Source organism: Kitasatospora sp. NPDC059722, from assembly GCF_042733235.1.
Taxonomy (GTDB): Bacteria; Actinomycetota; Actinomycetes; order Streptomycetales; family Streptomycetaceae; genus Kitasatospora.
Window position 1 is genome coordinate 162750 of record NZ_JBHWGD010000008.1, and the last position, 12097, is coordinate 174846.

Annotated in this window: 10 protein-coding genes; 8 read left to right on the forward strand and 2 right to left on the reverse strand. The window is 73.4% G+C overall.

The genetic code is table 11. The features are described 5' to 3' along the window. Positions 1–129: 129 nt before the first annotated feature. Both ACFV4F_RS07615 and eccCa read right to left on the reverse strand, forming a co-directional pair. Complete coding sequence (locus ACFV4F_RS07615) at positions 130–540, reverse strand: hypothetical protein (RefSeq protein ID WP_380500797.1); 411 nt, start codon at positions 538–540, stop codon at positions 130–132. A gap of 107 nt (positions 541–647) precedes the next feature. Next, positions 648–4652, reverse strand: coding sequence for a type VII secretion protein EccCa (eccCa, locus tag ACFV4F_RS07620; protein WP_380500799.1), 4005 nt, complete (start codon positions 4650–4652; stop codon positions 648–650). 178 nt (positions 4653–4830) lie between these two features. Between eccCa and eccD the strand changes: the two genes are divergently transcribed. The 8 genes from eccD (at position 4831) to ACFV4F_RS07660 (ending at position 12093) form a co-directional block, all read left to right on the forward strand. Beyond that, a complete protein-coding gene (gene eccD, locus ACFV4F_RS07625; RefSeq protein ID WP_380500801.1) occupies positions 4831–6198 on the forward strand; it encodes a type VII secretion integral membrane protein EccD in 1368 nt (455 codons plus the stop codon). A 35-nt stretch (positions 6199–6233) separates the two neighbouring features. Beyond that, complete coding sequence (eccB, locus tag ACFV4F_RS07630) at positions 6234–7685, forward strand: type VII secretion protein EccB (RefSeq protein ID WP_380500804.1); 1452 nt, start codon at positions 6234–6236, stop codon at positions 7683–7685. Positions 7686–7790: 105 nt separating this feature from the next. After that, positions 7791–8123, forward strand: a complete 333-nt coding sequence (locus ACFV4F_RS07635) for a WXG100 family type VII secretion target (protein WP_380446691.1) — start codon at positions 7791–7793, stop codon at positions 8121–8123. Positions 8124–8204: 81 nt separating this feature from the next. Then, positions 8205–8504: a hypothetical protein gene (locus ACFV4F_RS07640; protein WP_380446688.1), complete on the forward strand. Its 300-nt coding sequence runs from the start codon at positions 8205–8207 to the stop codon at positions 8502–8504. 16 nt (positions 8505–8520) lie between these two features. Continuing rightward, positions 8521–8976 carry a hypothetical protein gene (locus tag ACFV4F_RS07645; protein ID WP_380500806.1) on the forward strand — a complete coding sequence of 152 codons (456 nt, stop codon included), beginning with the start codon at positions 8521–8523 and terminating at the stop codon, positions 8974–8976. Between the two features lie 136 nt (positions 8977–9112). After that, positions 9113–11263: a hypothetical protein gene (locus ACFV4F_RS07650; RefSeq protein ID WP_380500808.1), complete on the forward strand. Its 2151-nt coding sequence runs from the start codon at positions 9113–9115 to the stop codon at positions 11261–11263. A 37-nt stretch (positions 11264–11300) separates the two neighbouring features. Beyond that, complete coding sequence (locus tag ACFV4F_RS07655) at positions 11301–11783, forward strand: YbaB/EbfC family nucleoid-associated protein (protein ID WP_380446680.1); 483 nt, start codon at positions 11301–11303, stop codon at positions 11781–11783. Beyond that, positions 11776–12093: a hypothetical protein gene (locus ACFV4F_RS07660; RefSeq protein WP_380500810.1), complete on the forward strand. Its 318-nt coding sequence runs from the start codon at positions 11776–11778 to the stop codon at positions 12091–12093. Before ACFV4F_RS07655 ends, ACFV4F_RS07660 begins: the two co-directional genes overlap by 8 nt. Positions 12094–12097 lie beyond the last annotated feature (4 nt).

A 12097-nucleotide genomic window follows, 5' to 3' on the forward strand; every position in this document is an offset into this window, starting at 1 on the left:
CCGCGGGGCGCGCCCCGCCCCTTTTGGTGGGGCGTTCTTGGCTGTTTTCCTCTCGGGTTTTCTCCCCCCCCGGCGGCCCCCCCCCCCCCCGACGAGCGATCAGGGTCTCCGGTCCGCCCGAGCCGTCTGTCACGGCAGCCGGTTTGCGTGGCCCTCGCCCTCTCGCAGCAGCCATTCCCTGACCGTAGGAGAACGGTTCAGTAGTTCACTGACCCGCATGCCCTCGTCGCGGGAGGTCACCTTCGGCAGCGGGGCGAAGTCGTCGGGGAGCACGTCCAGGAGGCTCATCACCCGGTCTCCCGTACGCAGGGCGATCAACAGCTCGCACCGCAGCTGACGCGGAACATCCGGGCGGTGGGACAAGCTGTTCCACAGGGCCGGCCAGAGGTAGTGGCTTCCGTCGGACGCCGCGTTCGCCTTCACCCAGAGCGGGTCCAGCCTCTGGCTGAGGCCGAGTTCACACGCCCGTGCCTCCAGCCCGAGCAGCGACGCCGTGTCGATGACCTTCACTTCACGAGGCAGTGGCTGATCCGGGTGCATCGCCCCATGCTGCCCGACGGCACCTTGCCGAAGCGCACCGGGACCGCTGCACAATGCGTCGCGTGGCGAGACGTTGGCAGTTTCTGGACGCCGGCTCGTGCCATCCGTCAGGCCACCCCCTCGCCGCCGGCCCCCTCCTGCGCCAGGGCCGTCTGGAGCTGCACCGTCCGGCGCCGGGTGATGTGCAGGGCCCGGCCGGGCGGGAGTTGGCGGGGTTTGACGTTGCCGAAGAGCACGCCCTCGCTGGGCGGGCAGGACAGGAGGACGGCGGGTGTGTTGACGTCGAGGAGGCGGCGCAGGAGGGGGTCGCTCATGGCGCGGGCGATGCCGTTGGCGCTGCGGGCGACGATCAGGTGGAGGCCGAGTTCGGTGCCCTGGGCGAGGTGGTCGAGGAGCGGGGTGAAGGGGTGGCCGGTGATCGGGGCCGAGATGAGGTCGTAGTCGTCGACGAGGATGAAGAGTTCGGGGCCGGTCCACCAGTCGCGGAGCTTGAGGCGGGCGGGGGTGATGTCCTCGCTGGGGACGCGGCCCTCCATGGCGCGGGCGGCGCCCTGGACGATCTGCTTGAGGACGTCGACGGCGACGGCGTAGCCGAGGCGGTACTCCTCGGGGACGAGGTCGAACAGGCCGCGCCGGAAGTCGATCAGCATGATGCGGGCCTCGGCCGGGGTGTAGGCCGTGGTGATGCCGTTGACGAGGTGGCGCAGCAGGTTGGTCTTGCCGGTCTCGCTGTCGCCGACGACGACGAGGTGCGGCGATTCCTCGAAGTCGTGCCAGAGCGGGGAGACTTCGCGGTCCTCCAGGCCGAGGGCGATCCGCAGCCTGCCTTTGGGGGCGGGGAGTGCGGCGGCCTCCAGCATCAGCGGAAGTGTGCGGACCTGGGGGGCGCGGGGGCCGGTCCAGTGGTCGTTGACGGCTTCGACGAGGTCGGCGACGCCGTCGGCGAGGTCGTCCGCGTCGCCGGTGCCGTCGATGCGGGGCAGGGCGGTGAGGAAGTGGAGCTGGTCGTCGGTGAGGCCGCGGCCGGGGACCTTGGGGACGGTGGCGGCGGCCCGCATGTTGATCATGGAGTCGACGGAGTCGCCGAGCCGGAGCTCGAACTTGGTGCCGAGCTGGTCGCGCAGGGCGCTGGTGACCTCGGCCCACCGGGTCGCGGTGATGACCAGGTGGACGCCGTAGTTGAGGCCGCGTCCGGCGATCAGGCCGAGGACCTGGACGAGTTCCCCGAACTCCTGGCGCAGCGTGTTCCAGCCGTCGACGACGAGGAAGACGTCACCGTGGAGGTCGTCGGCCAGTTCGGGGTCGCCGGCCGCGCGGCGGCGCCGGAAGGCGGCGGCGGAGTCAATGCCGAGCCGGGCGAAGCTCTGTTCGCGGCGCGCGATGATGCCGTTGATCTCGGCGATCGTGCGGCCGACGCGCTCGGGGTCGTGCCGGCCGGTGACGCCGCCGACGTGCGGGAGGCCGCGCAGGGCGGAGAGGCCGCCGCCGCCGAAGTCGAGGCAGTAGAACTGGACTTCGCGCGGGGTGTGGGTGAGGGCGAGGCCGGTGATCAGGGTGCGCAGGAGGTTGCTCTTGCCGCTCTGCGGGCCGCCGGCGATGCCGACGTGGCCGCCGGCGGCGGAGAGGTCGGCGGTGAGGAGGTCGCGCATCTGCTGGAAGGGGCGGTCGACGAGGCCGATGGGCACGCAGAGGCCGCCGCGCTGCGGCGCGCCGTCGACGGTCAGGCCGTGGTCGGGGTGCGGGGCGAGCGGGGGCAGGAGTTCGTCGAGGGTGGGCGGGACGTCGAGCGGCGGCAGCCAGACCCGGTAGGCGGGCGGGCCGGCGTCGGTGAGGCGCTCGGCGGCGAGCTCCAGCAGCGTCTCGGTGGTCTCCTCCGGCTCCGGCTCGGCGGCGACCGGCTGGTGGCGGGGCGCGACGTACTCGGTGCCGTACGGGACGACCTGGCCGGCCACCGCCGCCTGCCGGGCCGGGCTCGGCCGCTGCCGACGGTACGGGCCCGAGACGTAGGCGGCCTTGAAGCGGGTCAGGGTGGAGATGTCGCTGCGCAGGATGCCGTTGCCGGGCTGGGAGGGCAGGTGGTAGGCGTCGGGGACGCCGAGCACGCCGCGGCTCTCCATCGCGGAGAAGGTGCGCAGGCCGATCCGGTAGGACAGGTGGGATTCCAGGGCGTGCATCCGGCCCTCGTCGAGGCGCTGCGAGGCGAGCAGCAGGTGGACGCCGAGGGAGCGGCCGAGCCGGCCGATCATGATGAACAGTTCCATGAAGTCGCGGTGCGCGGCGAGGAGTTCGGAGAACTCGTCGACGACGACGAACAGCGTCGGCAGCGGGTCCAGCTGGACGCCGGAGGCGCGTGCGGCCTCGTAGTCCAGCAGCGAGGTGTAGTTGCCGGCCGACCGCAGGAGCTCCTGGCGGCGCATCATCTCGCCGTGCAGGGCGTCGCGCATGCGGTCCACCAGTGCGGCCTCGTCGGCGAGGTTGGTGATGACGGCCGAGGTGTGCGGCAGCCGGTCGAGGCCGAGGAAGGTCGCGCCGCCCTTGAAGTCGACGAGCACGAAGTTCAGCGTCTCGGAGGAGTGCGTCAGGGCGAGGGCGAGCACGAGGGTGCGCAGCAGCTCGGACTTGCCGGAGCCGGTGGCGCCGATCAGGAGGCCGTGCGGGCCCATGCCGCCCTGCGCGGACTCCTTGATGTCGAGGTCCACCGGGGTGCCGTCGGAGCCGAGGCCGAGCGGCACGCGCAGCCGCTGCTCCTTGGGGCGTTCGGACCAGGCCTGGCGGACGTCGTGCCGGTGCAGGTCCTTGATGCCCAGCAGCGCGGTGAGGTCGAAGTCGGTGGCGAGCGGCTCGGCGCCGTCGGTGGCGTCGCCGAGCCGGTAGGGCGCCAGCTGGGCGGCGTAGCGGCGGGCGGCGGCCGGGCCGAGGGCGTCGGGGCGGCCGAGCGCGGTGACGCTGTCCTTGCGGTTGCGGTCGGTGCCGACCAGCTCCAGTACGCCGGCCGCGGTGGTGCGCAGCCGCAGCCGGTGCTTGGCGTGCTTCCACTCCAGGGCGCCGGCCACGTCGAGGACGGTGGCGTTGCGGTAGCCGGCGAGGGCGCCCCGGCCGCCGGAGGGCAGCGGCACGCCGTCGACGACGATCAGGGTGTACGGCTCCTCGCGGCCGGGCTGCGCGTCCGGCTCCCACGGGCCGCGGCCGGCGAATTCGGTGCCGAGCAGCTGTTCCAGCTCGACCAGCGAGCCGGCGACGAGGCGGACCGGTCCGGCGCCGTCGGTCTCCCCGGGGTGCAGGGCGTGCGGCAGCCACTTGAGCCAGTCCCAGTCGGCGCGGCGCTCGGGGGAGGCGACCAGGCCGATGCGCAGTTCGTCCGGGGCGTGGAAGAACGCGAGCTGCGCGACGATCGCCCGGGCGAGCGCGCGGGGCGTCTCATCGCCGCCGGGCGCCTCGCCGTCGTCCTCCGGCCCTCGCACCAGGACGTGTGCGTAACCGCGGACGTGAACGGCGATCGGCTGCTCGGGCAGCGTGCCGTACGCGTGGATGAACCGCCGCAGCGCGTGGGCGCACAGCGGTTCCAGGTCCTCGACGGGCTTGGTGGCGAGCGGCGCGAGGCGCACGGCCAGGCGCTGCGCGCCGACGGCGATGCGTACGTCGCCGAAGTCCGGGTGGCCCGCCCGGCGCTCCCACAGCCGCGAGGTGCGGACCATGGTGGCCAGCGCGGCGGGCTCGGGATGGCGCCAGGCCAGCGCCTGCTGCTGCTTGACGGTGTGGCGGCGCACCTGGCGGCGGATCTGCGACAGGTAGCGCAGGTAGTCGCGCCGTTCGCCGCGCAGCTGCCGCTTGCGGTCGCTCTCGCCGCGGATCAGCTGGGTGACCAGCATGCCGACGGCGGACAGGCCCATCATGCCCATCGCGACGTACGTCAGCGGGCCGCCGCCGGCGTTCGGGTTGAGGAAGATGAACACCATCGAGAGCGAACTCAACGCCATCGGCGCCATGGTGAGCATCGTGGCGAGCCCGCTCTGCGGCTCGGGCAGGCCGGGCGGCTCCTGCAGCTGGATGTCCCCCTCCGGCAGCTCCGGCCCGGAACGCCGGGGCGGACGGTCGACCACGACCTGACTCAACGGGGCTCTCCTCACACGTGCGTCGACGTCTCCGACCGGTCGCACGGACCGCGACCCCGTTCCGGTTCACCGGGGTTCTCCCCGCCCGGGTGAACCGCCGCCGCCGGGGCGCACGTATTGCCGGTCGGAAACCCGCGGAGACCCGCGGATCAGGTTGGGCCAGGGAGAGTGGTGGGGCATGAGTGGTGGAGCCGTGGCCGGCCTGTGCAGACTGAGGTTCCGCGCGCCCGAGGCCGCCTTCGAGCTGGCCGTGCCGGCCGACGTGGTCCTCGGTGACCTCATGCCGGCCGTGCTCGCGCACGCCGGCGCCGAGGCCGAGGAGGCCGGCGCCGAGCACTCCGGCTGGGTGCTCCAGCGCCTCGGCGGCGAACCCCTCGACGACGAACGGACCCTGGACGCCCTCGGGCTGCGCGACGGCGAGGAGCTGTACCTGCGCCCGCGCACCGCCGAGCTGCCGCCGGTCCACTTCGACGACCTGGTCGACGGCGTGCGCAGCGGCATGCTGGAGCGCCGCGACTCCTGGCGCCCCGAGCTCACCCACCACCTCGCGGTGGCCGCCGCGCTGGTCGCCCTGGCCGGCGGCGTGGCGCTGCTGCTCCTGCCCGGCCCCGACCGGATGCGCTGCGCCGCGGCCGCGACGGCCGCCGTGCTGCTGCTGTTCTCGGCCGGCGGCGCCGCCCGCACGGTCGGCGACGCCGTGGCGGGGACGGCCCTGGGCGCGGCCGGGATCGGCTACGCCGTCACCGCGGCCACGCTGGCGCCGGGCCTCGGCGGCGCGGACCGGCTGCTCGCCGGCGGCTCGGCCGGGGCGGGGGCGTGCGTGCTGGCGCTGGCCGTCGTCGGCGCCTCGGCCCCGCTCTTCCTCTCGGCGCTGTTCGTCTCGGTGGTCGCCCTCGGCGCCGGTGCGATGGCCGTCCACGACGTGCCGCCGGAGCACTCGGCCGCCGTCCTGGCCTGTGCCGCCGTGCTGTTCGGCGGGTTCGTGCCCGGCCTCGCCTTCAAGCTCGCCGGGCTCCGGCTGCCCGCGCTGCCCCGCAACGCCGAGGAGCTGCAGGAGGACATCGAGCCGTTCCCGGCCGAGGACGTCCTCGCCCGCGGCGACGTCGCCGACGGCTACCTGACCGGCTTCCTCGCGAGCATCGGCCTCGCCTGCACCGTCTGCCTCACCCTCCTCACGGGCGCCGACGGCTGGGGACCGGCCGCCACCGCCGCCGATCTGTCGGTCCTGCTCCTGCTGCACGCCCGCGAGATCGGGAGCCTCTGGCAGCGCCTGGGCGTCGTGCTGCCCGGCCTGTACGGGCTGGTGCTGCTGACCGGACGCCTCGGCTTCCAGAGCACCTGGCAGGGCCGGCTGGCGCTGCTCGCCGGGCTGCTGGTCGTCGCCGCGGTCCTGCTGGTCGTCGCGTGGACCGTCCCCGGCCGCCGTCTGCTGCCCTACTGGGGCCGCGCCGCCGACCTGCTGCACTCGCTCGCCGCGTTCGCACTGCTGCCGCTCGCCCTGCAGACGCTCGGCTTCTACCACATGCTCCGGGCCGTCGCCGGCTGACCGGCCCGCCCCACCGACCCTCCTAAGGAACTCCCATGCAGTCCAGACGCGACCAGGTGCAGGCCCACCTGTTCGTGATGAGCCGGGTCTCCTCCGGGATGTTCCGGGGCGAGCCGGACGCGCCCGACACACCCGTCGCCAGGACCACCCGCGGCGCCGTCATCGGGCTCGCCGTCGGGCTGCTCGTCGGCGTCGGCGTCGGGGTGTACGGCCTCGTCAAACCCGGTGGCGCGACGAGCTGGCAGAAGCCGGGCACCCTCGTCGTGGTCAAGGAGAGCGGCGTCCGCTACCTGTACGCGGGCGGGCAGCTGCGCCCGGTGCTCAACCAGGCCAGCGCCCGGCTGCTCGCGGGCGACCGGTTCCGGCTGGAGCAGGTCAGCGCGGCCTCCCTGGACGGCGTCCCGCGCGGCGCCGTCGTCGGCATCGTCGGCGCCCCGGACGGGCTCCCGGCCGACCGCGACCTCGGCCCGGCGGACTGGTCGGCCTGCGCCCTCCCGGCGGCCCAGGGCGGCAAGGGCGCGGCGCAGCTGTCGCTGTCGATCGGCCTGCGCCACGCCGGCCGGGCGCTCGGCGACGACCAGGCCGTGCTGGTGACCGGGCCCGACGGCGCGCCCCAACTGCTGTGGCGCGGCCACCGGTTGCGGATCGACGCCGCCGACGGCGGGCTGCGGGCGTTCGGCTACGCCACCGCGACCCCGTACCCGGTGCCGCCCGGCTTCCTCGACGCCCTGCCGGTCGGGCCCGACCTCAAGGCGCCCGACCTGCCCGGCCGGGGAGCGCCCGGCCCGGCGCTGGCGGGCCGCGCCACCCGGACCGGCCAGCTCTTCGCGGGCCCCGGCGGTGAGCACTACCTGCTCGCCGCGGACGGACTGGTGCCGCTCGGGGAGACGCTGTTCCGGCTCGTCCAGGGCGACCCGCGCACACAGCAGGACGCCTACGGCGGCGCGCCCGTCACCCCCGGGCCGGTCGGCCCGGCCGACCTCGCGGCCCACCAGGCGCCCGCCGCCACCGCGGCCGCCTGGTCGGGTGCCGAACTGCCCGCCCGTCCGCCGCAGTTGGCTCAGGCCGGGGAGGGGCAGGCGCCCTGCGCCGAACTGCACCCCGCGGCCGGTGCGGGCGCCGTGACGATCGACCTCGCGGACGCCGCCGCCGTCGCCGGACAGCCCCCGGCCGCCCAGCCGGGAGTCGCCCAGGCCTGCGGCGGCGCCGACCGGATCGCCGTCCGCCCGGGCGGCGGCGCGCTCGCCAGGGCCGTCACCGCGGGCGGGGCCGGCGCGACCCTCTACCTGGTCACCGACGCGGGCGTGAAGTACCCGCTGCCCTCGCCCGCCGCGGCCAAGCAGCTCGGCTACGTCAAGGCCGTCCCGGCGGCCGTCCCGACCCGCCTGCTCGGCCTGCTGCCCACCGGGCCCGGCCTGGACCCGGCCGCCCTCGCCGCGGGCGGCGTTCCCGCAGCACAGGCCCCCGCGAACCCCTGCGGGAGCTGAACCGGAAGACCCTGCGCGCCCGTTCACCATGCCGGGCCGCGCACGACCGCCCCAACCCCGAGTCGCCGGCGACCGACCGGCGCCCCACCCGAGAAGGGACGACGCATGGCCGGCAACAACATGCTCAACGATCCGGCGGTAGTCCAGCAGGTGCTGACCACCGTCGAGGCGCAGGACCAGCACATGCAGGAGACCCAGCGCCAGATCACCGCGATCGTCGAGGAGGTCAACGCACACTTCCAGGCCGCCGCGAGCACCGTCTTCGTCGAGAAGATGCAGGACTGGCAGGCCAAGTACGACAAGGTGCGCGAGCAGTACAAGGCCTTCCACGAGCTGCTCACCAGCGGTTCCGGCCTGATCCAGGGCTCGGGCCAGGAGGCCGTCCACATCGTCTCCGGCCTCGGCGCCGGCGAGGACATCGTCAAGGGCCTGAGCTGACCCCGGCCGGCGGAGGACACCGCCGGCGCACCCACCGGCCGGACGACGGCCGCCACCACCGCTGACCGAAGGGAACGAACGATGGCAGACGACCGGATCGAACTCCACCACCAGCAGATCGACGAGGCTGCCGCGATGCTGCGCCAGCAGAGCCAGATGATGCACGAGATGATGGAGCAGACCCGCACCTTCCTCACCCAGGGCCTCGGCCACGAGCTGCACGGCGACTACGCCGACGGCGGCAAGGCCTACTCCGATGTCCTGTCGGCCGCGGACACGGCCATGACGGACGACGTCGCCAAGGCCGCCGCGGCCCTGGACGAGGTCCACGGCCTGATCCGGGACTCGGACAAGCGCGCCGGCTCCAACTTCGGCTACTAGGACCGGGTGAGCCGCGGTGTCCGACGACAAGCTGGCCGACGACCCGAAGAAGAAGCCGGGCGGGGAGGACGACGGCAACACCTTCAAGGTCACCGACTCCTACCTGCTCGACTTCGCGCAGACCAAGCTGACCACGATGCTGCAGGACCTGCGGACCCACCCCACGCGGGTGGCGCTCCAGCAGTTCGTCCTGGGGATCGGCGGCGGGCAGTTCTCCGGCGACTACGCGAGCCTCCTCGCCGGCGGCGGGACGGTGCTGCCGAGCGTCAAGCAGATCGAGTCGAGCTTCACCAAGTACTGCCAGTCCCTGGAGAACCAGTTCAAGTCGCTGGAGGACCAGGTCCAGAAGATGATCGACGACCTGTCGAGGGCCGAGCGGGACCTGAAGAACGGCGCGGACGACGCCCTGTCCGCCGCTCAGATGATGTACCTGGTGCAGGACATCCTCGGTGGCGGCGGCCTCAAGGTCTGACCCGGCCCCTCCCGCACCGAACCCCTCCCGGACGGCGTCAGCGCCGTCCCCCCCCGACCCGCGGGGCGGACCGGAACCCCTCCCGCCGGCCCGCCCCGCGCCCCGCCCCCCGACCACCCTGGAGCTGTGACCCCGCATGGCCGACAAGACCTGGGAAGACATGCTGACGGTCTTCGCGAGCTCCGCCCAGACCACCTTCACCCAGCGCAGTGCCGTCACCGGCGACGACAAGGTCCAGTGGATCGCCAGCCACAAGTGCGAGACCCTGGACTACTTCAAGCAGACCGGCGGCAACGAGGGCTACGACTGCTGGTGGTCGTACAACTACAGCGACGGCGCGGGCGGGCAGTACAGCTACGTCATCGGCTGCAACCTCAACTGGCCTTTGTTCCAGGGGGATTCGACCGACCTCGGGAAGTGGATCCGCCAGGGCTACAACGTCCTGATGCCGCTCGCCCACTCGCCGGCCGAGAACGACACCATGAGCGTCTGGAGCTTCGACACCGCCGTCTCGACGCTCCAGGGCGCCGAGCAGCTCCTGCAGACGTGGGCACCGACGGTCAACGGCTGGGCGGGCGACATCGCGGCGCCGGGCGCCGACTGGCAGGGCAGCGCGGCCGGGGCGTTCAAGACCATGCTGACCATGTTCGGCGGGGAGCTGCAGGACCTCGCCAAGGAACTGCACGACCAGCACGTGTACAGCTACCTCCAGACGGCCCGCGAGGCGATCGGCAAAGCGGTCCTCGGCATGTGGTACGGCCAGGACAACTACCGCAACAGCCGCGACGCCTGGCCGGTCAACCCGCTCTTCGACGCGCTGATGGAGGGGATGTCGACGGCGAACGTCACCGTCACGCCCGGCATCATGGCCACGACCTCTCCCGACGCCCCGGCGCAGTACACCGCGCCGACCTTCCAGGTCACGACGGCCTGGGGCGATCCGAGCGGAGACGACTTCTGGAAGAAGGCCGAGCAGCGGGCCAAGGAGGTCTGGCTCAAGAACGTCGCCGACTTCCTGGACAAGGCCGCCAAGGAGGCCGCCGCCACCCTCGACGGCGCGTACGTCCCCGCGATCAAGGCCCTGTCCGGGGGCGTCAAGGCACCGTCGATGCACACGCCCTACAACCCGCCGCCGACGGACGACCCCTCGAAGACGGACCCCCTCTCGGACATCAACAAGAACCTCAGCGACATGAACAACAACGTGAACAAGTCGCTGAGTGACATGAGCAAGGGGATGAACGACAACCTCAAGAGCCTCACCGGCGGTGGCCCGAACGGACTCGGCCCGGACGGCCTGAAGGGCCCCGGCGGCAGCCCCAGCCTCACCACCGGGCCCGGCGGGATCGGCGGGCTCGGGGACCACGGCGGCGCGGGCGGCCTGCCCTCGCTCGGCGACGGCGGCTCCGGCGTTCCCGTGCTGGACAAGAACGGCAAGCAGATCTACGACGCCAACGGCAACCCGGTCACCGTGCCGCCGGGCAGCCACGTCGACCCGACGACCCACCAGGTGATCGGCCCGGACGGCCGGCCCGTCCTCGGCCCCGACGGCAAGCCGATCACGGTGCCCGACGGCGCGACCGTCGGCACCGGCCCGGGCGACCACATGAAGGTGCCGCCGGGCTCGACCGTCGACGGCCAGGGCCGGGTGATCGGCCCGGACGGCAAGCCCGTCCTCGACGGCAACGGCAACCCGGTCGTCGTCCAGCCCGGCTCCCGGATCGACTCCGACGGCACCCTGCTCGGCCCGGACGGCAAGCCGGTCTCCCAGGTCTCCCAGCTGATGGCCGACCAGCGCCACGCCTTCGACTCCGGGTTCGGCGGCGGTGGCGGCGACGGGCTGCTCCCCGGCAGCGACTTCAGCCCGAGCGCCTACCACCCCCTCGGGCTGTCCTTCGGCGACCCGGGCGGCGGCACGAGCGGAGTCGGCGGAGCCTTCCCCGGCTCCGGCCTGCTGCCCGGCGGCCGCAGCGGCATGAGCGCCAAGTCGCTGGCCGGCGGAGGCGATCCGAACACGCTCCAGGCCCGGACGGCGGCGGAAGCGGCCGCCGAGGCGGAGAAGGCCGCGGCGGCCAAGGCGGCGGCCGAGGCCGAACGGGCCGCGCTGACCGGCAAGGGCATGTCCACCACCGGCGGCATGCCGCCGATGATGCCGCCCGGTGCGGGCGCCGGTGCCGGCGCGCCCAACCAGAAGGACAAGGACCGCCAGCGCACGACGTGGCTGGCGGAGGACGAAGAGGTGTGGGGCACCGAGAGCACCGCCGTCAGCGGCGTCATCGGCCGCTGACCTGCCCGTCCCGAACACGATCGTGAAAGGACCCACCATGCCCGCCACCGCCGACCCCTTCGGCCCCGACGGCCTGTTCGGCTCGATGAGCGCGGAGCTCGAAGAGGCCATGGAGGCCCTGCGCGTCCAGACGGCCAAGGCCGAAGCCGTCCAGGCCGACCTCGCCAAGTCCTCCGCGACGGTCACCTCCAAGGACCGGATGGTCACCGCGACGGTCGGCCCGCAGGGCCAGGTCCTCGCGCTGACCTTCCACACCACCGGCTACCAGGAGATGGCCCCCGCGCAGCTCGGCGGCCTGCTGACCGACCTGCTCAACGAGGCCCGCGCGAAGATGGGCGAGCAGGTGATCGAGGCGATCAAGGGCTTCGAAGGCGTCGGCGACATGCTGCGGATGTCGATGAGCGGCGGCAGCGACCTGGACCGGCTGCTGGAACCGCTGCGGGCGATGCGGCCCGGGTACGGCGAGGACGCGGAGGCGGAGCGCCGCCGGGCCGGGCGGCAGGAGGAGTTCCGTGAGTAGCCCCGACGACGTCTTCGCCAAGACCCAGGACCTCAAGCGCCGCTTCGCGGAGTTCGGGGACCTGAAGACGCTGATCGACAAGCTCTCGGACGAGGTCAGGACCATCAACTCCGCCAACAAGAAGGTCGGCGGCGGCGACGACATCGGCAAGCAGTACCACCAGCAGGTGGACCAGGCCACCAAGGACCTGGACGACCTGGTCCAGAAGATCGGCGAGGTCGTCGCGAAGGCCGGCGACAGCGGGATCAACCTGGTCGCGGAGCTCGACTACGCGGAGGACACCGCGAACGACATCATCAAGAGCCTGTAGGAGA

Bases quoted from the DNA above. Each gene is read 5' to 3' on its own strand.
- ACFV4F_RS07615 (WP_380500797.1), bottom strand. From the start codon at position 540: ATGCACCCGGATCAGCCACTGCCTCGTGAAGTGAAGGTCATCGACACG.
- ACFV4F_RS07655 (WP_380446680.1), top strand. From the start codon at position 11,301: ATGCCCGCCACCGCCGACCCCTTCGGCCCCGACGGCCTGTTCGGCTCG.
- ACFV4F_RS07650 (WP_380500808.1), top strand. From the start codon at position 9,113: ATGGCCGACAAGACCTGGGAAGACATGCTGACGGTCTTCGCGAGCTCC.
- ACFV4F_RS07635 (WP_380446691.1), top strand. From the start codon at position 7,791: ATGGCCGGCAACAACATGCTCAACGATCCGGCGGTAGTCCAGCAGGTG.
- eccD (WP_380500801.1), top strand. From the start codon at position 4,831: ATGAGTGGTGGAGCCGTGGCCGGCCTGTGCAGACTGAGGTTCCGCGCG.
- ACFV4F_RS07640 (WP_380446688.1), top strand. From the start codon at position 8,205: ATGGCAGACGACCGGATCGAACTCCACCACCAGCAGATCGACGAGGCT.
- eccB (WP_380500804.1), top strand. From the start codon at position 6,234: ATGCAGTCCAGACGCGACCAGGTGCAGGCCCACCTGTTCGTGATGAGC.